Genomic DNA, 22,053 nt, shown 5'->3' with positions numbered 1-22,053 from the left:
AAGTCCACTGCACCCGGCATGTTCTTGCGCTGGGTACGCTCCCAGAGTACAGTCCATTTTGTTAAACGAAATCTGCGTTTCGTATATCGAAACGTCGTTAGTTCAATAGCAACGCGTCCGGGAGAGACAACGACGTCATGACACCAGCACTCGACCGCTCCACTGCACCATTTGATTCCCTCATCGGGGCTTGCGCCTCAGACCGCACCGGCATCGTCCACCTCGGATTGGGGAATTTCCATCGCGCGCACGCCGCGGTCTACACTGCCCAGGCCATGGCTGCGGCCGGAGGCGATTGGGGAATCCGCGGGTTCGCCCATTCATCGGCTCGTGTCGTTGACCCAATGCAAGCTCAGGACAATCTCTACTCGGTTCTCCAGCTGACGGAGTCCGGCGCAAGCGCGGGCCTCATCGATGTCCATCGCAACTCGGGCGTCGCCTCGGCGGATCCGGATGCGGTCATCGACGCCATCAGCGATCCGGCACATCGCATCGTCACCCTCACGGTCTCAGAAGCCGGCTACACACGCGATCCCACCACCGGAGATCTCGCCGTCGATTCCCCCGCCATCGCCGCTGAGATCGCAGGCACCACAACGCCGAGGTCGACGATCGGCCTCATCGCCCGTGGGCTCAGCCACCGCGCTCAGACCGGCGAGCCGATGACCATCCTCAGCTGCGACAATCTGCAGTCGGCTGGAGACGTCACTCGAGACGTCGTCACCCAATATCTCGATGCCACCGGAGCACCTTCTGACGTCGTCGACTTCGTCGCGTCATCGGTGACTTTCCCCAATGGGATGGTCGACCGGATCGTACCGAAGACCACCGATGCCCACAGCGCCAAGGTCGCCGAGCTACTCGGAATCACGGACCTCTCCCCCGTGCCTGCCGAGGAATTCTCCATGTGGGTCCTCGAAGACGACTTCGCCGCTGGACGCCCGTCATGGGAGTCTGCAGGCGCGCTCTTCACCGACGAGGTCGAAGCCTATGAGCTGGTCAAACTGCGCTTACTCAACGGCTCACATTCACTCATCGCCTACCTCGGTATCCTCTCCGATGCTGCCACGATCGACACCGCATGGAGTCTGGACTTCGTGCAGGAAGCTGTCATCAGCGGAATCGAGCACGACTACCTGCCGACGATCAATCTCCCTACTGGATTCGATGCCAAGGCCTATGTCTCGGCACTCGACGCGCGTTGGCGAAATCCCCTCATCGGACACGCTACGACTCAGGTCGCCTCCGACGGATCACTCAAACTCCTCCAACGCATCCCCGAGGCGGCACTGTTCAATCTCGAACGCGGCACGGTTCCACACAGCCTGGCCCTGTGCACAGCGGCATGGATCGCATGTGTCGCACCGCCGTTGGACTTCTCTCCAGGTCCACTCGCAGCATCGATCGTCGAACCGGCCAGGAAGTCCCTCGCCGAAGCCGTCTGTGGAGCAACGACCATCTACGATCACGTTCATCGAATTATCGACGGAGGCTTCTTCCCCCGCGAGCTCGCCGGTCACGACGCGTTCACGACGCGAGTGACCCAGCTGCTCACCCTCATCATCAGCAAGGGCCCACGGGCCGCCGTCGCCGACATCTCCACAGCACGCTGAAACAGGAGCATTCCGCCATGAAGACACTATTCATCCACGGTGCCGAAGATATGCGATTCGATGACACAACCGTCCCCGAACCCAGTGCGGGCGAAGTCCTGCTGCGTGTGCGCTTCGTCGGCATCTGCGGCTCGGATCTGCACTACTATTTCCACGGGAAGAACGGCGAGAACCTGATCCGCGAACCTTTCACTCCGGGTCACGAACTCTCAGCCCTTGTTGAGAGCGACCCATCCGGGCAGTGGGGGCCCGGGACTCCCGTCACCGTCCACCCGGCACGATACGGCACCCCAGAGGACGACATCGCGGATCATCCTCATCTGTGGCCCGGAGGTGACTACCTCGGCAGCGCCGCAGGCTTCCCGCACCGACAAGGTGCCGCAGCCGAGTACATCCTCGTCGAGAAGCACATGCTGCGCAGACTTCCGCCGAATCTGTCCCTGCGCGACGCCACTCTGGCCGAACCGCTCGGGGTGGCGCTCCACGCACTCACCACCGCCGGGCAGCAGTTGGGCAATCGGGCACTCGTCCTCGGGGCAGGCCCGGTGGGTCTCCTCATTGTCGCTGCCCTCGTAGCTCGCGGTGTGGAACACGTCGCAGTCGGTGACATCCAGGAATCCGCCCTTGACCGTGCCCGCAGCCTCGGCGCCGATGAGACCTTCGTTGTCGGCAGGGATGAGATTCCCTCGACTGCATTTCCCATCGTCTTCGAATGCTCGGCTGCACCGCCTTCACTTTCCCAAGCCATCACCTCAGCGAGCCGGGCCGGTGTCATCGTTCAGGTGGGAACGCTCGCCGACGCCGACATCACCGTGAATCTCTCGGGACTCGTGTCAAAGGAGATCCAATTGCGAGGCACCTTCCGCTTCAGCACTGAGATCGACGATGCGATCGAAATGCTCACGGCGGACTCTGCGGCTGCGGCGGTCGTCACGCACGTCCTTCCTGCTGCCGAGGCTGTCTCCGCATTTGAGATCGCGAAGGACTCGGCCGTGTCCGGCAAGGTTCTCATCGAGTTCTAGAAACCTGGACTCGAGAGTGCTCGTCATTTTCGACGTCCCCAGCATCACCCGCTACATCACCTACAAGACGTTCAGCGGCACCAACGAGGGTTCCGCACCACCACAGGAGGAACAACGATGTCGACTTCCACCAACCCATCTGCTGCGGGCGGCACCTCGCCCGCAGAGGCAAAACGCAGCACTGGAGATCTTGTGCGCGCCGCCATGTCCGGCTGGTTGGGTACCGCACTCGAGTTCATGGACTTCCAGCTCTATTCGCTGGCAGCAGCACTCGTCTTCGGTCAGTTGTTCTTCGTCGGTGAAAGCCCCGCACTCGCGGTCGTGTCGGCAATGGCGACCTATGCTGTCGGCTACCTGGCCCGGCCGTTGGGCGCCTGGTACTTCGGTCGCCTTGGTGACAGGATCGGACGCACAAAGATTCTGTTCATCACGATCGCTCTCATGGGTGGTGCCACGACGCTCATCGGGGCGCTCCCCACTGCCCATCAGGTCGGAATTCTCGCTCCCATCCTCCTTGTCGTTCTCCGCTTGGTCCAGGGTTTCGGCGCGGGTGCGGAGATCTCCGGCGCCGGTGTCATGCTCGCTGAATATGCCCCAAAGGACCGACGCGGAGTCATTGCTTCACTCGTGGCCCTTGGAACCAATTGCGGAACCCTCGGCGCCTCGGCCATCTGGGGTATCCTCGTCGCCGTGCTCTCCGAAGAGCAGTTGCTCAGCTGGGGGTGGCGGATCCCGTTCCTCGCCAGCGCGCTCATCCTCGTCTTCGCAGTGTGGATCCGCTACCGGCTCAAGGAGAGTCCGGTCTTCGAGGAGAGTACCCACGTCGACCAGGGAGTCGCACTGTCCAAGGACGAGACTCGTGCCAAAGCGACCGCCGAAAATGACTCCGTCATGCTCGAAGCCCTCGAACAGAAGAAGTGGCGTGCCATGGTGCCGGCCTTCCTCCTTCGCTTCGGACAGGCAGGAAACTCGGGAATCCTGCAGACCTACATGGTCTCGTTCATCACCATCACCCTCGCCATGTCACCGTCGGTCGGCACGACCGTTGTCATCGTGTCCTCCCTGGTCGCTTTCGCGACTGTCCCGATCGTCGGCGCCCTCGGCGACAAGTTCGGCCGACGCCGCATGTACCAGGTGATGAGCATCATTTCGCTCATTCTCATCGTCCCCACGATGATGGCAATCTCCGGTGCCCAGATGCCGACCCTGCTCATCGCCTACGTCGTTATGCACAATGTATCCGTCATGGCTTTGGCCTCGTTGGAGAACCTCACCCTGCCGGAGATCTTCGGCTCACGCCATCGTTATGCCTCAACCGGAATCATCCGTGAGATCGCGGCCATGATAGCGACAGGCATCGGTCCAGTCATTGCCGCAGCATGGGTGGGCGCCACCACTGGCTCATGGGTCCCCGTGGCCGTCATGCTCGCGTTCTTCACCGTCTGCCCGCTCATCGGAACATTCCTCATGCCTGAGGTCGCTGGCCGTGACCTGCGCGATCCGCGAAACGCAGTCTGACCGCGATGGCCTCTGAATACACTCCACCTATCAATCGCCACCGCCGGTCGGCGGTTCTCGAAAGGACACTGCCGCTGTGAGCATTTCGAAAGCCGAAATCATCATCACCAGTCCCGGACGCAACTTCGTCACACTGAAGATCACCACCGACGACGGATTCGTCGGGTGGGGTGATGCCACCCTCAACGGTCGCGAGCTCTCCGTCGCGTCATACCTGAGCGACCATCTCGCATCCACGCTCATCGGTCGCGACGAGAACCGCATCGAGGATACGTGGCAGTACCTCTACCGAGGAGCGTATTGGCGCCGAGGCCCCGTGACGATGTGTGCGATCGCCGCTGTCGACATGGCATTGTGGGACATCAAGGCCAAACGTGCCGGCGTGCCCCTCTACCAGCTCCTCGGCGGAGCAAGCCGCAACGCTCTGCGGGTCTATGCCCATGCCTCCGGAAACGACTATGCGACCCTGTCGGCAGCGATGCGCGGATACGTGGATCAGGGATATACCGCGATTCGCGTTCAGACCGGAGTACCGGGTCTGGACACGGTCTACGGGGTCTCGGCGACAGCGAAGCCGGGCGAGAAGTACGACTACGAGCCGGCCCACCGTGCCGCAGACGGAACGGCTGCGACCCGCCCGGAAGAAGAGGACTGGGACACTCATTCCTATCTGCGCCATGTTCCGCAGATCTTTGCCCAGGTCCGCGAGGAGTTCGGGCCCGGACTGAGCCTGCTCCACGACGCCCACCACCGTCTTTCCCCCATCGAAGCGGCACGACTGGCGAAGTCGCTCGAACCCTACGATCTGTTCTGGCTCGAGGATTCGACCCCTGCCGAGGACCAGGAAGCCGTCCGTCTCATCCGGCAGCACTCGACAACACCACTGGCCACGGGTGAAGTGTTCAATTCCGTCTACGACTATCAGACGCTCATCACCGATCGGCTCATCGACTATGTGCGCTCCTCGACCACTCACACTGGTGGGATCACTGCGATGAAGAAGATCCTCGATTTCGCCGATATCTACGGCATCCGCTCGGGTCTGCACGGTCCCACGGATGTCTCCCCTGTCGGCATGGCCGCCAACATGCACCTCGGCCTGGCCATCCACAACTTCGGGATCCAGGAGTACATGCCGCACAGCGACGCGACACTCGAGGTCTTCAAGACCTCCTACACCTTCGACAGCGGATTCCTCCACCCCGGCGAAGCACCCGGCCTCGGAGTCGAACTCGACGAACAGCTCGCGGCCGAACACCCGTACACTGCCGCGTACCTTCCGGTGAACCGTCTTCAAGACGGCAGCCTCCACGACTGGTGAGAAAGAGACCCCAGATGAACAACCGTCAGGTGCTGCCTCAGGCTACCGCCGAATCCCGACTCGTCGTCGTCCTCCGGGGAAATCGATCGGAGGATCTGCCCCCGGTCATCGAAACGCTGGCGGAGCAGGGTGTGCGCAGTTTCGAGCTCACCCTCACCACCCCTGGCGTCTTTGGCCTGCTTCCTTCCCTCACACAGCAGTATGGCGAGGAGGTGGACTTCGGGATCGGTACTGTCACCGCACCCGATCAGTTGAACCAAGCCATCAGTGCGGGAGCGAATTACCTTGTCACTCCGGTCACCGACCCTTCTGTCATCGACCGTGGCTTGAAGACCGGTGTCCCGCTCATTCCCGGCGGGTTCACTCCCAGTGAGCTGTTCTCGACGTGGAGTCGCGGAGTTGCCGCGGTCAAGGTGTTTCCGGCCGGTCGCCTCGGTGCAGGTTACGTCAAGGATCTGCGGGGACCGTTTCCAGATATGGTCGTAGTTCCGTCAGGTGGCGTCGACCTGGAGTCGGCGGCCCAGTGGCTTCGTGCCGGTGCGGCTGCGGTCAGCGTCGGTGGGCCGCTGCTCGGTGATGCTCTGGCCGGCGGCGATCTGAGTGCACTTGCCGATCGTGGCCGCGCCTTCGTCGATCTGTGTGCCGGAAGTGATTTCTGATGGCCAACACGAGCGGCTCTGTACTCACTCTCGGCGAGACCATGGGCCTGTTCTCAGGTGCTCAGACCGGATCCTTTGCCCATGTGGCTCAGACAACCATCGGCATCGGCGGGGCCGAGTCGAATGTCGCTGTCGGATTGGCCAGGCTCGGCATTCCAGTGTCCTGGGTGGGTCGTGTCGGCGATGATTCGCTGGGCAACCGCGTAGTGCGGGAGATCCGCGGCGAGGGAGTCGATGTTCGTGCGACTCTTGATCCGGATGTCCCCACCGGCCTCATGCTCAAGGAGTTCCGTGGTCGCGGCACCTCACGGGTGACCTACTATCGTTCGAATTCTGCAGGTTCGCGGCTCTCTCCCGCCGACATCGCGGCCGGGGTCGTCGAGAACGCTTCGCTTGTTCATCTTACGGGGATCACTCCCCTGCTATCTGAGTCGGCACGCAGGACCTGTCTGAGCGTCGTCAGGCGTGCTCATGACGCCGGGGTGCGGGTCAGCCTGGACATCAACTACCGGTGTTCCCTCGCTGAGCCCGGCGTCGCAGCCGAAGCCATCGGCGAGGTGTGTGGATACGCGGACCTCGTCTTCGGGTCACCGGAAGAGATCGCCCTCGTGTCCCCTGTTTCACAGTTGCGCGAGGGAACCTCGTTTGGGACCACCAGCGCCGAGGCGATCGCCGGTTTGGTCCGCTCCTTCGATCCCGATGGACGTCGCGAGGTCGTGGTCAAGCGCGGTGCCTTCGGGGCCACGTCCGTCAACGGAGGTGCTTCCGTCACGGCGGCAGGCCACACGGTCGACGTCGTAGATACCGTCGGCGCCGGTGATGCGTTCGTCGCCGGCTATCTCAGCGGAGATGTGCAAGGATGGACGATCGAGCAGAAGTTGGCCCGGGCGAATGCCTGCGGCGCGCTCATGTGCACGATCCCCGGGGATTGGGAGGCCTCACCCACTCCGGCGGAGCTTGATGAGTTCCTCGATTCCGGTGCGGACCCTGTGCAGCGCTAGGACCGCGGCAGCAGCAGAGCTCATCGTTCGTGCTCTTGCATTTGTCTGTCCCGACCAGGAAGCTGTGAAGCATGCAGATGCACTCCGCCGGCACAGCCGCAATCCGCGACCTGGCCTCGAGCCATGGACTCGACATCGTCCTCGAGACCATCACCGTCAATGAGCTGGGTCTCGATTTCCAGGTCGCCATCGCCGAGGCGGTCGATGGCCGGTCGTGGGTGCTGAGGATCCCACGTCGCCCAGACGTCACCGATCGAGCCGCCGTCGAGGGGCGTTTTCTGCGGTCCATCGCACCCCATCTCAGTGTCGCGGTCCCCGATTGGCAGGTCCACACTGACGACCTCATCGCCTACCCGCTTCTGCCCGGCAAACCTGGGCTGACGATCGATGAGCAGGGTCAGCCGCAATGGCACTTCGACCTCGAGTCGCGCGAGTATGCCGAATCCCTCGGCGATTTCCTCGCTGAGCTCCACTCCGTCGATCCCTCGGTCGTTCGCCCCTCGGGCATCGCTGAGTACTCCCCCGCCGAGGTCAGGCAGCGCAAGAGTGATGACATCGCTCGCGTCGTGGCTGAGTTCGATGTGGCCCAGAGTTTGCGTGAACGGTGGGCCGAGTGGCTCGACGACGACAGCTACTGGCCTGAATGGACGACGGTGACCCACGGTGAGGTCTATCCGGCACATCAGCTCATGGACGGTGAGAGCAATCTCAGCATTCTCGACTGGACGACCGCCGCCATCGGGGATCCTGCACGAGACTTCATGTTCCATCACGCCAGCGTCTCGACCGAGGTCTTCGACGCGACGATCAAACGCTATGTCGACAAGGGCGGCAGGATCTGGCCGAAATTCGCCGAACACTGCGGCGAACTGTTCTCCACTTCGCCGGTCGAGCTCGGGCTCTACGCACTGCAGACGGGCGATGCTGGCCATATAGAGGCAGCGAAAGCACAACTGAATCCCACCGAATGAAGGAAGCGCAGGTTCGAGATGAGTGCCGAAGACGCCAACATCGCCAAGGCTGAAACACTGACCACAGATATCATCGTCATCGGCGGTGGCCCTGTCGGTGAGAACGCGGCCCAGTATGCGACCGAAGACTCCGATCTTCAGGCAATCATCGTTGAGGAGGAGCTGCTGGGCGGAGAGTGCTCTTACTATGCATGCATCCCTTCGAAGACGATGCTGCGTCCCATTGAACTGGCCCACGTGACCCAGCACCTGGATGGTCTCAGCGGTGCTCATATCGATGCTGAGGCACTTCTGCAGCGACGCGATGAGTGGGTCAATCATTACGAAGACAAGGGCCAGATCGACTGGGCTCAGGGTGCTGGCCTGCGGGTAGAACGCGGCCACGCACAGCTGATCGACGAACGGCGAGTCATGATCAACGAACCGAATCCAGTAGTCGTTCAAGCGCGACATGCGGTTGTCATCGCCACCGGTTCTCAGCCGACCGTGCCTCAGATGTTTGTCGATGTCGCACCCTGGCTCTCCCGTGATGCGACCGGCGTCAGGGAGGTGCCGAACTCGCTGATCATCGTCGGTGGCGGTGTCGTTGCAGTGGAAGCCGCAACGTGGATGGCAGCACTTGGCACTCGTGTCCACATGCTCGTGCGAGGTCAGGGCCTTCTATCCGGTCAGGAACCGTTCGCAGGAGAGCACGTCGCCAAGGCACTCGAGAGTGCAGGAGTCATCATCGACCTGGAAACCAAGGTTGAGGCCTGCTACCGTCCTGGTGCCGAAGACACCGGGCTGGGCCAGGTCCACGGCGGACAGGTCACAGTCCAGACGCTCGGCCCCGCCGGAGAGTCCACAGTCACAGCGGATGAGATCCTCGTGGCAACGGGCCGAGAGCCTCGGCTCAACGAACTCGGACTTGAGAGCGTGGGACTCGCTGGCGAGGACATCGCAGCGGGACGTCTGCCCGATTGGCTGTATGCCGTCGGAGATGCCAGCAGTGAAGCACCGCTGACGCATTGGGGCAAATATCGTGCACGCGTCATCGGCGCACAGATCCGTGCCCGTGCCACAGGCGAAGAATCCGAATCCGTCCCCGAAGACGTTCCGGTCCCTCAAGTCGTCTACAGCGATCCGCAGGTTGCCTCGGTGGGAATGACAGAGGCAGAAGCCCAGAAGGATGGGCACGAGATTGAAGTCTCCCAACTGCCGTTCACCAGCAGCGCAGGCACATCCCTTCTGCGCGATGATGCCGAGGGAACGGCACAGATTGTCGTCGACGCTCGTACCGGCCTGCTCCTCGGAGCCACGTTCGTCGGCCCAGAAGCCGCCGAACTGGTTCACCCAGCGACGGTGGCGATCGTCGGGCAGTTACCTGTTCATGTTCTGCGCCATGCGGTTCCGAGCTTCCCAGCAGCTTCTGAACTGTGGCTGCCGTTGCTGGAGGGATTGCCTCGCCAGCTCCGTTTCAGCAGTTGAAAACACGTATTTGACGCCGGCAAGGCCCACCAGGCTACGGTCGCCATGATCAGATGTGGCTGGTCGTCTTCGACCTGCGCCCCTCACAGGTCGCGATCAGCCGCATTTCCGTGATCCGTGGTGGTCTCCCCCATAAGATCATGAGCCAGAGTCACCGAGTCGTAGATCGGAATCTGCAGGACTTCTGCGATGGCAGCCCGGTAGGGCGGAAGATTTGTGCATTCGAGGACGACGGCGTCCAGCCCAGGATGCTCATGAGCGAGCTGAAGTGCTACGCCGGCGACTTCTCGCGCGACGACTGCTGGATCGAGCCGAGCAGTCTCTTCAAGGATGGCGGATCTGAAGGCTGGGCAGTTCTCCAACCCGACGATCGCGGCTGGAATCAGAGCCGTCGGGCCCAGGACGTTCGGATTGAGTGCGCCGGCATCCGCCGTGATCACTGCCACCGCAGAGTGAAACCCCTTGAGCCTATTCAGATAGTCGATGGACGAGGCTGTGAATGGAACGGGTATCCGGGCGGAGAGCTCGCTTTGGAATCTCGCAAGGAACCCACAACTCGTCGTCATCGCAGCAGCACCGTCATCGACGAGTTCGATTGCCGCCTCGGCGAAGAGATCGATCAGGCCAGCGTCCTGTTGGTGCACGACTCGCTTCGACGTCGCGCCTGTCACGGTGCGATAGATGACGGGAAAGTCGAAGGTATCCGGGTTGCCGATATCGCCGGGAATCCGATCGAATCCGTTCTCCAGCATGAGCACACCGAGCGGTCGATTATTCTGTGTCATTCTTGTTCTCACCCGAGGAGGAGGAACAGCAATCCGAGGATGATGAAGTACATCGAGTTCGGCAGAGCCAGGACCATGACCTTCACCGGATCAACCTTGGTCTTCAAAGTCGCGCCCACCAAACCACACACGACGAACGCGGTGAGGCCAACAGGCGGCAGGTTCTGAGAGGAAGCAGCAATGTGGCTCATTCCCACGGCGATGTTCGTCGGGTCGACGCCGGCGTTCTCCAGTATCGGTGAAGCGAATGGCACCACGACGGTCTGCGCAGCGGTCTGCGAGCCGATGAGCATACCCAGGATCATCAAGGCAATGGTGCTGATGACGGCGACTCCGGAGCCGGCAACGTGCTCGGCCATGGCAGAGACTGTATCGACCGCACCACTCTCGTAGAAACATCCGATGAGAAAGGCTGCGCACAGCTGAATAGCGACGGTCTGCCTGACATTCTTCAGACCTTTCCTCACCGTTGTCATGGGTTCCCGACGCACCTTCTTGAAGAAGAAGGAGACGACTGTGGCCACGATGATTGCCATGACGACAGGAAATGCCAGACCGGCAAGAATCGGCACGGTGTTCATCCACGCCGTCGCCTGTTTGATCCCAGGGATCTCCGCAAAGATGTCATATCCGAGTCCAGTCTTGAGCAGAACTATGACGACCAGGACGGCCAGAGGGATCATGCTGGCCCACCGTTCCCGGCCCAACGTGCGCAACTGACTGAATCGTGTCTCTTGAGCTTCGTGGACTGCAGCTACCGTTGTGAAGCTGCCGCCCGGGTCGAATTCTGCAGAGGAATCAGTTCCTGGGATCCGGGGCCGACGCACGAATCGGAAGGATTCGAGTATCGCCAGGATCACTCCGATCGTCACTGTGAGATACGACCAGAGGGTCACCGGGTCAGGGTCGGTATCGACCAGCGAAGCTGCCAGATACACTGCTTGGCTGATAGGAGGCATGATCGAGCCGAGGGAAGCACCGAGAAGGATGATCATGCCGATCTGCGCCGGTTTGATCTTCATCTCCGCCAGAGAATGGATCACAAGGAAGCCGATGACAGTGGCTGCGGCGATGGCATCGCCGAGGAGGGAGCCGGCAAGCGTGAGTGTCACGAATGTCGCGGCGATGAGTCCCCGAGGTGATCTGCCGAAGAGGATGCGCAGGAACGACATCGTCGTGTCCATCGCACCGATCCTCACCTGGGTCTCGGCGTAGATGCTGCCGAAGATGCTCAACGCGATGACCCAGGCGAGTGTGTCGATCCCGTCGATAGTCGCCTGTATGTAGCTCAGCGGCGCCATTCCGGACAGCAGAGCAGCAGCGAGGCCACCACCGAGCAGCGCGACTTGGATATTGCCGCCGATATAGGGAATCTTCTTGATCAGCGCGATGGCGAAGAGCACCACCAAGGATCCGATGACGACGATCATGATGCCTGCTTTCGTGGGTTCAATGTCGACCGTGCTCTGCTTAAGTGCGGAAGGTAGTCTCCTGCTGTGCGTTCTCCCGTCACAAGGTCTCTCACGAGGACACCGGTGATCGGAGTCAAGGCGATGCCGTCGCCTTCATGGCCGGCGGCAGTGATCCACCCGTCGAGTTCGTCATGACGTTCGATGATCGGAAGACCGTCACCGGTGTAGGGGCGGAAACCGGTCATCGCGCGGATGATGCGCACGTTCTGCAGCCCCGGAACGATCCGTGCCGCGTGGGAAGCTATCGCGGTCAACACGTTCCGGGGCGGACGCTTATCGAATCCGGCGAATTCGCGGCTTCCACCCACCAGAAGGGTCCCCGATGCGGTCTGGCCCAGTGAGAGCCCGATGCCGTATGGCGGCGGCTCTTCGGCACCGGGCATATCTGCCAGATGTTTAGCTGCGACGTACTGAGCGCACAGCAGATTGCCTCGGACCATCTGCGGCTGCGCGTCGGAGATGAGGATGGCCCCCCGCCGCGGTGTGATCGGCGTGCGGATGCCAGCGCGCTCCCCGACCTGGCCGGCGAACGGTCCCGCAGCGTTGATGACCATCTGCGTCGGAATCACACCGGTCGCAGTCCTCACACCTTCGATTCGTCCACGCTTGGCTATGACCCCGAGGAACTCTCGATGCCGATGTATGCGAGCACCGGCGCGAACAGCTGCGTCGGCGAGCGCGGCATTGAGAGCCAGCGGACTCACCTCGGCGTCGTCGGGACTGTAACTGGCTCCCAGAACATGCTCGGCAAGAGCTGGCTGATGATCTCTGGCACGGTCACCGTTGAGAAGTTCAACCCGTATCCCTGCCTTCTTCTGTTCGACGATGAACCGTTTCATGAACTCCAGCTGCGATTCGGTTTCGATCACCACCATTCCCCCATCAGGGGCGAACTCGATGTCCGCGTCGAGTTCTTCGGACAGGGTCGAATACATCGCACGTGATTCCAGTGCCATGTGCATCGGCAGTCCGGGCCGTTTCGACTGGAGGTAGATCGCTTTGTCACAGGATCCGGATGCGCCAGCTCCTGGGGCCATGGAATCGATGACGACAACGCGCAGACCTGACTGAGCCAGTCGCCAGGCCACCGATGTGCCGATGACTCCCGCGCCGATGACCACGACGTCGACGGCGGGGTCGTTCATGCGCGCACATCCTGGCCGAGGTGATCGCACCAGAGTTCGTGCATTCGACGCCGCCCTGCATGGATCTCCGGCATGAACGTCAGAGGTGCAGCGGCACGAGCCTCTTCGACGTCAGCCCGTGCAGTGATCACAGCTTCCGACTGGTCTTCGTGGCCCGCGATCTTCTCGGCGATGACGGTCCCGACGAGTTCACCCTGGGCGCGAGCCACCTCGGCGGATTCGATTCCCGTGATGTTGCCGGCGACGAACATGCCAGCGGTGCCTGTCTCCAGGTTGGGTCCATGGAGGGGGACTCGCCCGCCGAGCTCCGGTACGTCGACGAGCAGACAGTCACGAGTGAGGTCCTGCAGGGGGTACAGACCGCCGCTGAGGCAGACGGCGTCCACGGGAATCACACGTTCCCTACCGACAGGTTCACCGTTCGTGTTCACTCGCCTCGTGCGGATGGATCGCACATCGTCGTCACCGTCGATACCCACGACACATTCACGCAGATGGAGGGGCATTCCGGCCATGCGGACACCAGTAGTGGGCCATATTCGTGCAACAACCTCGGCTATACCGGAGATCGTCAATGCCTTCATAGCCAGGCCGAGCAACCGGTTCGGGGCAAGACGATGCAGACTGCCCAGCCGTGTGAACACGGCGCTCGGTTGTTCCGGCGCGCTGAACTTGGCTGGGGGCGGGAGGTAAACGCCTGCGACACCGATGTCGGCGGCGGCGAGCTCGTCGACGATTGACAGGGAGAGCGGGTCGATTCCGATGACGGCGAGGCGCGCCCCCGGCAGAACACGGTTGACATTGAGCATCGTCTGAACGGCACCGACGGCAAGGACTCCCGGAATCGTCCACCCCGGCAGACCAAATGTCTTCTCTGCCGCACCCGTGGCGATGACGATGTAGTCGGCGCTGATCGACTCCCCGCCGCTGAGCCCGAGGACGAACCCCGGGTCGAGCGACCAGACCTGCCGACCGGATTCGATGATGACGCCGGCTCGGAGCGCCCGCTGTGTCAGGGATGCGGCGCGTTCGGCACCGATGTGCCAATCGCTTCCGCGACGATAGAGCTGGGACCGCAGTCGTCCACCCGGGGTCGGTCCTTCATCGACGACGAGCACCTGGGTGGGACCAGCCTCGGCGATGCGGGAGGCTGCCGACAGCCCAGCGGGTCCCGCACCGATGACAACCACGTCAACGGTTCTCATTCTCCGGACTCCGTGGTGATGCGCATATCCTGCTGCACAGGTGTGAGGCATGAACGAACGCTGACTTTCGCACCGTCGTCGCCGGTCACGAGGAGGCGGCACTCAAAGCAATGGCCGATCCCGCAGTACATTCCCCGCGGCTGACCCGTCTTGCTGCGTCGCAGGACCTTCTGCCCATCGGCCCACAGCGCGACGGCGACGGAGTCGCCCGCCTTCGCGGTCACCTCTCGGCCGTCGACGGTGATCCCGACATCTTCAGAGCTATCGGGGCCCAGGACAGGGTGGTTCTCGATACGCCTCATTCTTTGCCCTCAACCATCTCGGAGGCAATGTCGGCCAGAAGCACTGGCCTGAGTACTGAGTTGCGCTCGAGCGTACCGATCGCGTGACCTGCGAAGCACCGTTCGAGCAGCGGCCCGCACACACGGCCCTGGCAGGTGCCCATTCCGACTCTCAGTCGGAGTTTCGCCTCATGGATATCGATGGTGTCGGATTCGTCGACACAGTGCCGGATATCGTCGAAAGAGACGTCTTCGCAGCGGCAGACGATGTAGTCGTCCATACTCGGCCCTCTCCCCCGTTCGCGACTGCTGTGTCACGAGTATGTATGGATACTCATTCAAGCGCATGCCGCCGCACATCGAGTGGATTTTCAGGTTGAAGGTTATTGAAGGAAAGGTTCAGTTTCCCTGAAGCTCGGTGTCCAAGGTGAGCATGGGGAGGTCGAAGGTCACTCCGAATGCGGTCAGAGTCCAGGTGAGATAGTCGTCAGCAGCCTTCACGAAAGCGTGAATGGCCGAGGCAATGAGCGGATTGTGATCCGTTGCGCGATGGAGGAGCTGGACTCGACGGTGCACCGGGCGATCCGTGAGTCGATACAGATGGATGCTGCGGTCGATGCCGAGCGACAGGACAGGGACCAATGCGATTCCCAGGCCCTGGTTGACCAATCCTCGAATGACGTCAGGGTCGTCGCTGCGGTGGGCAATCCTCGGTACGAAACCCTCACGTTCGCCGAGGTGCTTGAGAATCTGGTCTTGGGTACTTCCCTTGCTTCCGCAGACCCAATTCTCCTCAGCGAAGTCTCTGATCGAGCTGCGTTCACCGGAAGGACCTTGTTCGCGGCCGATGACCACCATCTCTTCGTGAAGGAGAGGTGTACTGGTCAATCCTTCAAGGAGCTGTTGGGGCGTCGGTGAGTATTCGTAGATGACTCCGATATCGGCGAATCCGGCCTTGATCGACTCGACAACGCTGTCGGAGGTTCCCGGGGTGACCAAGGAGATCTCGGCTGCCGGATGTTTCGAGGCAATGCCGGCGACTGCGCGGGGAAGCAGCTGCGCGGCACCGCTTCCCGCAGCAGTGAGACGGAGCACGCCCTGTTCTGCGCTTGCATATCCGCGCATAACATCTGCGATCCCAGCGATGCTTTCCAGCAGATCCGCGCTCAGCTCGTACATCCGTTCTCCGGCGGCTGTGACCCGGACGCTTCGTGGTCCACGTTCGAAGAGAGAGACGCCAAGGCTTCGCTCAAGTGCAGATATCTGCTGTGAGATCGCCGAGGTGGTGTACCCGAGATCTTTCGCCGCTGAGCTCAGTGACCCGTGTTCGACGACTGCTCTGAGCGCACGCACATGTGTGAAGCTCACGGTCGAAAGCGCGGACTGGAACCGTGCGTCCACTCATTGCTCCTTTGCCGTACGAGATACCCCATCAGAGTACATCTGGTCTCGTTCAAACCAGCAGTACTGGTCCGATGCTGAATGCCGTCTCACCGAATTGCGCCCAGGGTAGGGTGATTCAACGGAAATATTCTTGTCGTGCCTATGCAATGAAGCAGGAGAATCATGGCTGATTCCGAAATGTCATCACAGGACACCGATGTTCGTGAAACCACTGCCCTACCTCGGCGAAAACGCGAGATGCCGCACGTCTTCGTCATTCTTATGGCTGTCACCGCGATCGCCGCGATTCTCACTCACTTCGTGCCGGCCGGCGTCTTCGATCGCAAAACGGTCGATGGCCGCGACGTCATCATCGATGGAACATTCCATGCAGTCGATCCGACACCGGCATCGTTCTGGGACGTCCTGACCGCGGTGTTCAACGGGATGATCGGCGCCGCCGACATCATCTTCTATGTCTTCATCGTCGGAGCATCCTTCGGGGTTCTGCGGGCAACAGGTGCCATCGACTCTGCGGTGGCTGCGATGACGAGCAAGCTGCGGGGCAAGGAAATCCTCTTCATCCCTGTCCTCATGACGTTCTTCTCACTGACCGGCGCCATGCTCGGGCTAGCCGAGGAGACCATCCCCTACATCACGATCCTTGTGCCGATAGCGGTCGCCCTCGGCTACGACTCGATGGTCGGCGCAGCGGTCGTGCTTCTTGGAACCGGTTCAGGCTTCATGGCCGCATTCATGAACCCTTTCACCGTCGGCGTTGCCCAGGGCATCGCTGGACTCCCCCTGTTCTCCGGCATGTGGCTGCGACTCGTCCTCTGGGTCCTCCTCCTCGGTGTCGCGATCATCTTCGTCATGCGTTACGCGCAGCGGATGAAAAAGGATCCGACAAAGGGCATGCTCTACGGTCAGGACTCCCTCGCCGACGAGATCAGGCAGAAGGGCGACTCGGAGACCCTGACTTTCACTCTGCGCCACAAGCTGGTCTTCGTTGTCCTCATCGCCACGCTGGTGACACTCGCCATCTGTGTCTCCACCTTGGGCTGGTACCTCACGGAGATCGCAGGGCTCTTCCTGCTCATGGGAATCGTCATGGGCATTGTCGGTGGGCTCGGAATGAACGGAACCGCCGAGGCCTTCATTGATGGTGCCAGGGACCTCGTCACCGGTGCACTCGTCATCGGCGTCGCCTACGGAATCCTCGTGATCTTCCAAGACGGTCAGATCCTGGACACCATTCTGGTCAACCTCGCCGCGGCCATCAGTCACCTGCCGCCGTGGCTGTCAACCGTCGGCATGTTCTTCTTCCAGGGCCTGGTCAGCTTCATCGTTCCCTCCGGCAGCGGCCAAGCGGCACTGACGATGCCGATTCTCTCGCCCTTGGCAGAAATGGTCGGCGTGACTCAGCAGACCGCGGTCCTGGCTTTCCAACTCGCTGACGGCATCGGCAATCTCTGCTTCCCCACCAGCGGCTTCTTCATGGCCGCGTTGGCTCTGGCCAAAGTTCCCTGGATCCGATGGGTTCGCTGGATGCTGCCGCTGATCGCCGTTCAGATCACCATCGCGATCGCCGCCGTCGTGTTTGCACACCTCATCGGGTACAGCTGAGCGCCGGCTGTCCCCGCTTCTGCAACTGACCGGATGAACTACTAGCCTGGGTACATGGCTACTTTCGACAAGGAACGTACCGGTGCCCCGCGGGGTTTCTTCGCTGCCGAGGCTGCCGGCCTGAATTGGTTGGCCGAACCTGACGTCGTTCCTGTGGTCGGTGTTGTCGATCAGGATCAGAACGGTCTGCGCCTGGACCGTCTCGAGGCTTCTGCACCAGATGCCCGCTCGGCGTTCAGCTTCGGTCGCCAGCTCGCGCTGCTGCACGACTCCGGTGCGCCAGATTTTGGTTGGGCACCAGCGGAACCCGCGTGGTTCGGCCCTCTCAACTCCCCTTTCGAAGTCGAAGTCGCCTCGTGTGCCACGTTCACCGAATTCTGGGTGGAATGCCGGCTGAATCCGATCGCCGCAGCCATCAGCGGGAGTTTGTCGCAGGATCACCAGTCAGCAATCACCTCGGCGATCGATGCGATCTCCACTGGTGTCTTCGACGGAATCTCCGGGACCGGGCAGGAGAAGCCCGCTCGAGTCCATGGCGACCTATGGTCTGGGAACCTCATGTGGACGCCAGGGGGCTGCACCCTCATCGATCCGGCCGCCCACGGTGGTCATCGGCTCGAGGACCTCGCAATGCTGGCGCTCTTCGGCACACCCCACCTTGAGGAGATCTTCACCGGTTATGAGGCGGTCCATCCGATGGCCGAGGGGTGGAGAGACGACCTTCCGGTGCATAACTTCTTCGCACTGCTTGCCCATGTGAAGCTGTTCGGGGCGGGATTCCTGGGTCAGACGCTTGATGCAGCGCGGGCGATCATCGACCGGGCCGCCGAGCTTGAGGCCTGACAACTCAGGCAGCTCTCCAAGACGATTCGCGTCGAGTATTGAAACCTCAGTCTCACGACTTTTCCTGTTCTATAAGACCGACGATAGGTCTCCGAATTTTCCGTGGCGCTGGATGTCGAAGTCTTCGATTGAAGCAATGGCATGCGCGATACGAGGAACCTCTCGTAGTCCGATCATCAGCGCACCGCTCATCCTCAGAAAGCGGGGTTCAGAAAACGATTGATTGGGACACGTCGTAAAGATGTTCCTCCATACAGCTTCGTGCCGCGGGACCATCGCCCCGGCTGATCGCATCCGCGATCGCGCGATGTCCGCTCAACGAGGTTCGGATTCGGCTTGCCGATTGAAACTCCGATCGCCGAGTAAAACCAAAGACCTCATGTGTCTCGGTCAGCAAATCAACAAGGAGTGGGTTCAGTGTCAGAGCCGCGATAGCGATGTGGAATTCAGTGTCGAGCGCAGCGAGCTCTTCCAGGTGGGAGGGGTCCAGCGATTCTGCGCGGGCAATGATCTCATCCAGACTGTCGGTTTCGGCGCTGCTGCGCTTCGCAGCGCGAAAGGCGATTGCAGGCTCGAGGGACTGCCGCAGATCCATCACTTCGCGGAACTGCCGTTCGGTCTCAGTACCCGTTCCCAGCATAGATTTCTTATGTTCATTATCTCGATCGAAGCTGACGAATGTGCCACTGCCCTGCACTCGGCGTACGAAGCCGCGCACTTCCAGCTCCTTGAGACCTTCACGCACAGTGGTCCGGCTGATCCCGAACCGAGAAGCGAGGGTGCGCTCCGATTCGAGCTTCTCCCCCTGGTCGAGCTCTCCAACACGGATGGATTTCATGACCGCTTGCATCACAGCCGATGTACCAGTGTGACCGATACTCGCCATGGTCAGAACACCTCCCTGGGATAGACACAACTGGACTCCAAAATACCTGCACCCGAGCCCCTGATCATGCTGCGAATCCTCCTAGTACAATCGCTGAGCACCTGTACACACTGGTCCAACCACTACTCTCGAACACGCTGCGATAGGTCTCCTAGCGCATCCATACTCACGACGCCTCACATCGACCATTGGGATAATTCCCAGAGACACAGGCCATGAGCCTGAATCTACACGAGGATTGTTGCGCACGTCACATTTGCCCTGCTACTGTCAACCACAGCAAACTGGTCGGACCACTTGAAAGGCATAGACGATGAAGTCTCCCTTGCTTAGGACATCGGTTGCAGCTGCAGCCGCCGCGGTATTAGCTCTCTCGGCGTGCGGGTCATCTGAGAGCTCCGACAGTCCGGCGGCCGAAACCGCCAATGAGGACCTCGGAAAAGATGTGAAGGCAGTCGTCGACGCACCCAAGACGATGACAGACGGGACTCTCACAGTCTGCGCCTCATTCGGCAATCCACCCAATGCGTACTACACCTCCGATCATGTCGAGACTGGGGCCGAGACCGATATCGCTCGTGTCCTCGGTCCGCTCATGGGTCTGGAGACGCAGTTCCACGAAACCAAATTCGCCTCCCTCATCCCGACCCTTCAAGCTACGCAGTGCGACGTCATCATGGCGTCTCTCTACATCAAGCCGGAGCGAGAGGAGATCGTCGATTTCGTGCCATATATGCAGTCCGGTCAAGCCGTGGTGGTGAGCAAGGACAACCCCAAAAAGATCACCGGCTACGACGATTCCCTGTGCGGAGCGAAGATCGGTTTCCAGGTTTCGACCACTGCTGAGGAGTATGTCAAAAAGCAGATAAAGAAGTGCAGCGAAGGCGGAGGCGAAGAGATCGCCACGGTCAAAGTCGAAGACGGCACGATGGGAATGCAACAGGTTCAGACAGGCCAGGTCGACACCTTCATCGATACCAATTCAGCCTCGGTCTACACTGCAGGCAAAACTAATGGGGAATTGCAGGTCGTCGGCAAGCCTTTCGGACTCATTGAGATCGGTGCGGCTGTGCAGAAAGACAACGCCCAGTTGCAGGATGCGCTCTCGAAGGCCCTTGATGAGCTGATGGCCTCCGGCCAGTACGAGGAGATCCTGAGCCAGTACGATTCGGCCGACATGGCGCTCGAGGCAAAGAAATGACATTCGATTGGCCGTTCTTCTGGACAAATCTCCTCACTCCGAACGCCGACTTCATCGAAGGGCTCTGGGTGACGATCGGAATATCCGTCGTCGCCATGGTGCTGTCTCTTCTGTTGGGTGTACTCATTGCCTTACTGCTGCGTTCACGCAACATCGTCCTCAGGACGATCGGCAACATCTATATCTGGGTGATCAGGGGGACGCCTCTGCTGGTGCAACTGGTCATCGTCTATTCGGGATTGGCTGCGGCGGGAATCTACCGTTTCAACGACATCACCGCAGGTGCGTTCACCATCCAGGCTGTCATTCAGGCAGCCATCGTGACTCTGACCATCCACGAAGCGGCCTATATCGCGGAAATCGTCCGCAGCGGCATCTCGAGCGTCGACACGGGGCAGTTCGAAGCCTCAGAAGTGCTTGCACTCAAACCTCACCACACGATGCTCACCATCGTGCTTCCACAGGCAGTACGCACAATGATTCCTCCATTGGGAAACATCTTCAATCAGCTGATGAAGGAGACGAGCGTGCTCAGCATCATCGGAGTCAGTGAGATGTTCCTTGTGGCCCAGGGATTCAGCGCAGCAACCTTCCGGACCTTCGAGATCTTCCTTGTCGCCGCCTTGTACTATCTGGTGCTGACGACTGTCTGGACTCTCATTCAAGGGCTCATCGAAAATCGTCTCGACAAGTACATGGGCATCGATTCTCAGCAAGGAGTTCTGTCTCGGATCGTGGAGCTGCTCGTTCCCAGCCGTCGGGCGAACCGCCCCGGCGTCATCTCTCCTATCTCTGTCAATGACCAGGCAAGGACGGCGGTCTGATATGTCAGAAATTCTTACACCATCATCCAAGGAGACGACACGATCCATGAATAGTTCTCCTACTGCTCCCCTGGTTCGGATCGAAGACGTCCATCTCGAACTCGGCGGGGTCAAAATCCTCGATTCTGTCAGCCTGGAGGTCAACCGAGGAGAGGTCGTCGTCCTTGTCGGCCCGTCCGGCGCCGGAAAGACCAGCCTTCTTCGCACCGTCAACGGACTCAACCCGATCACCAGCGGGCAGGTGCACGTTGCCGGAATCGAGGTGCAACAGCGGCAGCACGGCGAAGTAACTCCGCGCAAGCTCAAAGGGCCCAAGCTCAGGGACGCCCGCAAGGAGATCGGATTCGTCTTCCAACACTTCAATCTCTTTCCACACCTGACCGCATTGGAGAACATCGTCCATGCTCCGCGCAAAGTCCTTGGTCTCTCGCGATCCGAGGCGAATGAACGCGGGCTACAGTTGCTCGAACGGGTCGGTCTGTCGAATCGCGCAGATACGAAACCCTCTCGCCTGTCTGGCGGTCAGAAGCAACGTGTGGCGATTGCTCGCGCCTTGGCCATGCGACCCCGACTCATGCTGTTCGACGAGCCCACTTCGGCGCTCGATCCCGAAATGGTCGGCGAAGTCCTCGACGTCGTCCGAGAACTCGCCGAGGATGACATGACGATGATGCTCGTCACCCACGAAATGGGCTTCGCTCGGGAAGTGGCTCACCGCCTCGTCGTCATGGCCGATGGCGGAATCGTCGAGGAAGGTCCACCGGCAGAAGTCTTCGAACGGCCGAAGAACGAGAGAACGAAGTCATTCTTCTCTCGCATCCTCTGATCGA

Annotated in this window: 21 protein-coding genes; 13 read left to right on the top strand and 8 right to left on the bottom strand. The window is 60.8% G+C overall.

What is annotated here, in order from left to right:
* Positions 1 to 137 precede the first annotated feature (137 nt).
* The 8 genes from FO013_RS03385 to FO013_RS03350 all read left to right on the top strand — a co-directional run bounded on the left by FO013_RS03385 (position 138) and on the right by FO013_RS03350 (position 9,572).
* Entirely contained in the window at positions 138 to 1,613 is a 1,476-nt protein-coding gene (locus FO013_RS03385; RefSeq protein WP_143921163.1) for a mannitol dehydrogenase family protein, read from the top strand.
* Between the two features lie 17 nt (positions 1,614 to 1,630).
* Positions 1,631 to 2,635, top strand: coding sequence for an L-idonate 5-dehydrogenase (locus tag FO013_RS03380; protein WP_143921162.1), 1,005 nt, complete (start codon positions 1,631 to 1,633; stop codon positions 2,633 to 2,635).
* A 117-nt stretch (positions 2,636 to 2,752) separates the two neighbouring features.
* Positions 2,753 to 4,153: an MFS transporter gene (locus FO013_RS03375; RefSeq protein WP_143921161.1), complete on the top strand. Its 1,401-nt coding sequence runs from the start codon at positions 2,753 to 2,755 to the stop codon at positions 4,151 to 4,153.
* 76 nt (positions 4,154 to 4,229) lie between these two features.
* On the top strand, positions 4,230 to 5,474 hold the full coding sequence (manD, locus tag FO013_RS03370; RefSeq protein WP_143921160.1) for a D-mannonate dehydratase ManD: 1,245 nt from the start codon (positions 4,230 to 4,232) through the stop codon (positions 5,472 to 5,474).
* Between the two features lie 14 nt (positions 5,475 to 5,488).
* Positions 5,489 to 6,133: a bifunctional 4-hydroxy-2-oxoglutarate aldolase/2-dehydro-3-deoxy-phosphogluconate aldolase gene (locus FO013_RS03365; protein WP_143921159.1), complete on the top strand. Its 645-nt coding sequence runs from the start codon at positions 5,489 to 5,491 to the stop codon at positions 6,131 to 6,133.
* On the top strand, positions 6,133 to 7,134 hold the full coding sequence (locus tag FO013_RS03360; RefSeq protein WP_143921158.1) for a sugar kinase: 1,002 nt from the start codon (positions 6,133 to 6,135) through the stop codon (positions 7,132 to 7,134). Before FO013_RS03365 ends, FO013_RS03360 begins: the two co-directional genes overlap by 1 nt.
* 71 nt (positions 7,135 to 7,205) lie before the next feature.
* Entirely contained in the window at positions 7,206 to 8,105 is a 900-nt protein-coding gene (locus FO013_RS03355; protein ID WP_143921157.1) for a macrolide 2'-phosphotransferase, read from the top strand.
* 18 nt (positions 8,106 to 8,123) lie between these two features.
* Positions 8,124 to 9,572 carry a dihydrolipoyl dehydrogenase family protein gene (locus FO013_RS03350; RefSeq protein WP_143921156.1) on the top strand — a complete coding sequence of 483 codons (1,449 nt, stop codon included), beginning with the start codon at positions 8,124 to 8,126 and terminating at the stop codon, positions 9,570 to 9,572.
* An 83-nt stretch (positions 9,573 to 9,655) separates the two neighbouring features.
* Here FO013_RS03350 and FO013_RS03345 read toward each other — a convergent pair whose 3' ends face one another.
* The 7 genes from FO013_RS03345 to FO013_RS03315 all read right to left on the bottom strand — a co-directional run bounded on the left by FO013_RS03345 (position 9,656) and on the right by FO013_RS03315 (position 15,861).
* Positions 9,656 to 10,357: an aspartate/glutamate racemase family protein gene (locus FO013_RS03345; RefSeq protein ID WP_143921155.1), complete on the bottom strand. Its 702-nt coding sequence runs from the start codon at positions 10,355 to 10,357 to the stop codon at positions 9,656 to 9,658.
* 8 nt (positions 10,358 to 10,365) lie between these two features.
* Entirely contained in the window at positions 10,366 to 11,787 is a 1,422-nt protein-coding gene (locus tag FO013_RS03340; protein ID WP_143921154.1) for a TRAP transporter large permease subunit, read from the bottom strand.
* Positions 11,784 to 12,974, bottom strand: a complete 1,191-nt coding sequence (locus FO013_RS03335; RefSeq protein ID WP_143921153.1) for an NAD(P)/FAD-dependent oxidoreductase — start codon at positions 12,972 to 12,974, stop codon at positions 11,784 to 11,786. Before FO013_RS03335 ends, FO013_RS03340 begins: the two co-directional genes overlap by 4 nt.
* Complete coding sequence (locus FO013_RS03330) at positions 12,971 to 14,179, bottom strand: NAD(P)/FAD-dependent oxidoreductase (protein ID WP_186292975.1); 1,209 nt, start codon at positions 14,177 to 14,179, stop codon at positions 12,971 to 12,973. The genes FO013_RS03335 and FO013_RS03330 overlap by 4 nt, the downstream gene beginning before the upstream one ends.
* Positions 14,176 to 14,481 carry a (2Fe-2S)-binding protein gene (locus FO013_RS03325; RefSeq protein WP_143921151.1) on the bottom strand — a complete coding sequence of 102 codons (306 nt, stop codon included), beginning with the start codon at positions 14,479 to 14,481 and terminating at the stop codon, positions 14,176 to 14,178. The genes FO013_RS03330 and FO013_RS03325 overlap by 4 nt, the downstream gene beginning before the upstream one ends.
* Positions 14,478 to 14,741 carry a (2Fe-2S)-binding protein gene (locus FO013_RS03320; RefSeq protein WP_143921150.1) on the bottom strand — a complete coding sequence of 88 codons (264 nt, stop codon included), beginning with the start codon at positions 14,739 to 14,741 and terminating at the stop codon, positions 14,478 to 14,480. Before FO013_RS03320 ends, FO013_RS03325 begins: the two co-directional genes overlap by 4 nt.
* 118 nt (positions 14,742 to 14,859) lie before the next feature.
* The gene (locus tag FO013_RS03315) at positions 14,860 to 15,861 is read right to left on the bottom strand and encodes a LysR family transcriptional regulator (protein ID WP_143921149.1); all 1,002 of its coding nucleotides are present in this window, start codon (positions 15,859 to 15,861) and stop codon (positions 14,860 to 14,862) included.
* 165 nt (positions 15,862 to 16,026) lie between these two features.
* On the opposite strand from FO013_RS03315, the gene FO013_RS03310 reads away from it, so the two are divergent.
* Both FO013_RS03310 and FO013_RS03305 read left to right on the top strand, forming a co-directional pair.
* On the top strand, positions 16,027 to 17,469 hold the full coding sequence (locus FO013_RS03310) for a YfcC family protein (protein ID WP_143921148.1): 1,443 nt from the start codon (positions 16,027 to 16,029) through the stop codon (positions 17,467 to 17,469).
* A gap of 54 nt (positions 17,470 to 17,523) precedes the next feature.
* Positions 17,524 to 18,312 carry a fructosamine kinase family protein gene (locus FO013_RS03305; RefSeq protein WP_143921147.1) on the top strand — a complete coding sequence of 263 codons (789 nt, stop codon included), beginning with the start codon at positions 17,524 to 17,526 and terminating at the stop codon, positions 18,310 to 18,312.
* Positions 18,313 to 18,520: 208 nt separating this feature from the next.
* Here the strand turns inward: FO013_RS03305 and FO013_RS03300 are convergent, their stop codons facing one another.
* Positions 18,521 to 19,198 carry a FadR/GntR family transcriptional regulator gene (locus FO013_RS03300; RefSeq protein WP_143921146.1) on the bottom strand — a complete coding sequence of 226 codons (678 nt, stop codon included), beginning with the start codon at positions 19,196 to 19,198 and terminating at the stop codon, positions 18,521 to 18,523.
* Between the two features lie 313 nt (positions 19,199 to 19,511).
* Between FO013_RS03300 and FO013_RS03295 the strand changes: the two genes are divergently transcribed.
* Genes FO013_RS03295 through FO013_RS03285 form a run of 3 tightly spaced genes read left to right on the top strand, consistent with a single transcriptional unit; the run spans position 19,512 to position 22,049 of the window.
* A complete protein-coding gene (locus tag FO013_RS03295) occupies positions 19,512 to 20,399 on the top strand; it encodes an ABC transporter substrate-binding protein (protein WP_143921145.1) in 888 nt (295 codons plus the stop codon).
* Entirely contained in the window at positions 20,396 to 21,223 is an 828-nt protein-coding gene (locus FO013_RS03290) for an amino acid ABC transporter permease (protein ID WP_143921144.1), read from the top strand. The genes FO013_RS03295 and FO013_RS03290 overlap by 4 nt, the downstream gene beginning before the upstream one ends.
* 46 nt (positions 21,224 to 21,269) lie before the next feature.
* Positions 21,270 to 22,049, top strand: coding sequence for an amino acid ABC transporter ATP-binding protein (locus tag FO013_RS03285; RefSeq protein ID WP_313900565.1), 780 nt, complete (start codon positions 21,270 to 21,272; stop codon positions 22,047 to 22,049).
* The last annotated feature ends 4 nt before the right edge of the window (positions 22,050 to 22,053 follow it).

The organism is Brevibacterium aurantiacum (genome assembly GCF_007558825.1).
GTDB lineage: Bacteria > Actinomycetota > Actinomycetes > Actinomycetales > Brevibacteriaceae > Brevibacterium > Brevibacterium aurantiacum_A.
Note: the sequence above shows the minus strand (reverse complement) of the source record. Positions and strands in the feature narration are given on the sequence as shown.

Excerpts from the sequence above, each read along its gene's own strand:
- FO013_RS03385 (WP_143921163.1), top strand. The coding sequence starts at position 138 with ATGACACCAGCACTCGACCGCTCCACTGCACCATTTGATTCCCTCATC.
- FO013_RS03380 (WP_143921162.1), top strand. The coding sequence starts at position 1,631 with ATGAAGACACTATTCATCCACGGTGCCGAAGATATGCGATTCGATGAC.
- FO013_RS03375 (WP_143921161.1), top strand. The coding sequence starts at position 2,753 with ATGTCGACTTCCACCAACCCATCTGCTGCGGGCGGCACCTCGCCCGCA.
- FO013_RS03365 (WP_143921159.1), top strand. The coding sequence starts at position 5,489 with ATGAACAACCGTCAGGTGCTGCCTCAGGCTACCGCCGAATCCCGACTC.
- FO013_RS03360 (WP_143921158.1), top strand. The coding sequence starts at position 6,133 with ATGGCCAACACGAGCGGCTCTGTACTCACTCTCGGCGAGACCATGGGC.
- FO013_RS03355 (WP_143921157.1), top strand. The coding sequence starts at position 7,206 with ATGCAGATGCACTCCGCCGGCACAGCCGCAATCCGCGACCTGGCCTCG.
- FO013_RS03350 (WP_143921156.1), top strand. The coding sequence starts at position 8,124 with ATGAGTGCCGAAGACGCCAACATCGCCAAGGCTGAAACACTGACCACA.
- FO013_RS03345 (WP_143921155.1), bottom strand. The coding sequence starts at position 10,357 with ATGACACAGAATAATCGACCGCTCGGTGTGCTCATGCTGGAGAACGGA.
- FO013_RS03340 (WP_143921154.1), bottom strand. The coding sequence starts at position 11,787 with ATGATCGTCGTCATCGGATCCTTGGTGGTGCTCTTCGCCATCGCGCTG.
- FO013_RS03335 (WP_143921153.1), bottom strand. The coding sequence starts at position 12,974 with ATGAACGACCCCGCCGTCGACGTCGTGGTCATCGGCGCGGGAGTCATC.
- FO013_RS03330 (WP_186292975.1), bottom strand. The coding sequence starts at position 14,179 with ATGAGAACCGTTGACGTGGTTGTCATCGGTGCGGGACCCGCTGGGCTG.
- FO013_RS03325 (WP_143921151.1), bottom strand. The coding sequence starts at position 14,481 with ATGAGGCGTATCGAGAACCACCCTGTCCTGGGCCCCGATAGCTCTGAA.
- FO013_RS03320 (WP_143921150.1), bottom strand. The coding sequence starts at position 14,741 with ATGGACGACTACATCGTCTGCCGCTGCGAAGACGTCTCTTTCGACGAT.
- FO013_RS03310 (WP_143921148.1), top strand. The coding sequence starts at position 16,027 with ATGGCTGATTCCGAAATGTCATCACAGGACACCGATGTTCGTGAAACC.
- FO013_RS03305 (WP_143921147.1), top strand. The coding sequence starts at position 17,524 with ATGGCTACTTTCGACAAGGAACGTACCGGTGCCCCGCGGGGTTTCTTC.
- FO013_RS03300 (WP_143921146.1), bottom strand. The coding sequence starts at position 19,198 with ATGGCGAGTATCGGTCACACTGGTACATCGGCTGTGATGCAAGCGGTC.
- FO013_RS03295 (WP_143921145.1), top strand. The coding sequence starts at position 19,512 with ATGAAGTCTCCCTTGCTTAGGACATCGGTTGCAGCTGCAGCCGCCGCG.
- FO013_RS03290 (WP_143921144.1), top strand. The coding sequence starts at position 20,396 with ATGACATTCGATTGGCCGTTCTTCTGGACAAATCTCCTCACTCCGAAC.
- FO013_RS03285 (WP_313900565.1), top strand. The coding sequence starts at position 21,270 with ATGAATAGTTCTCCTACTGCTCCCCTGGTTCGGATCGAAGACGTCCAT.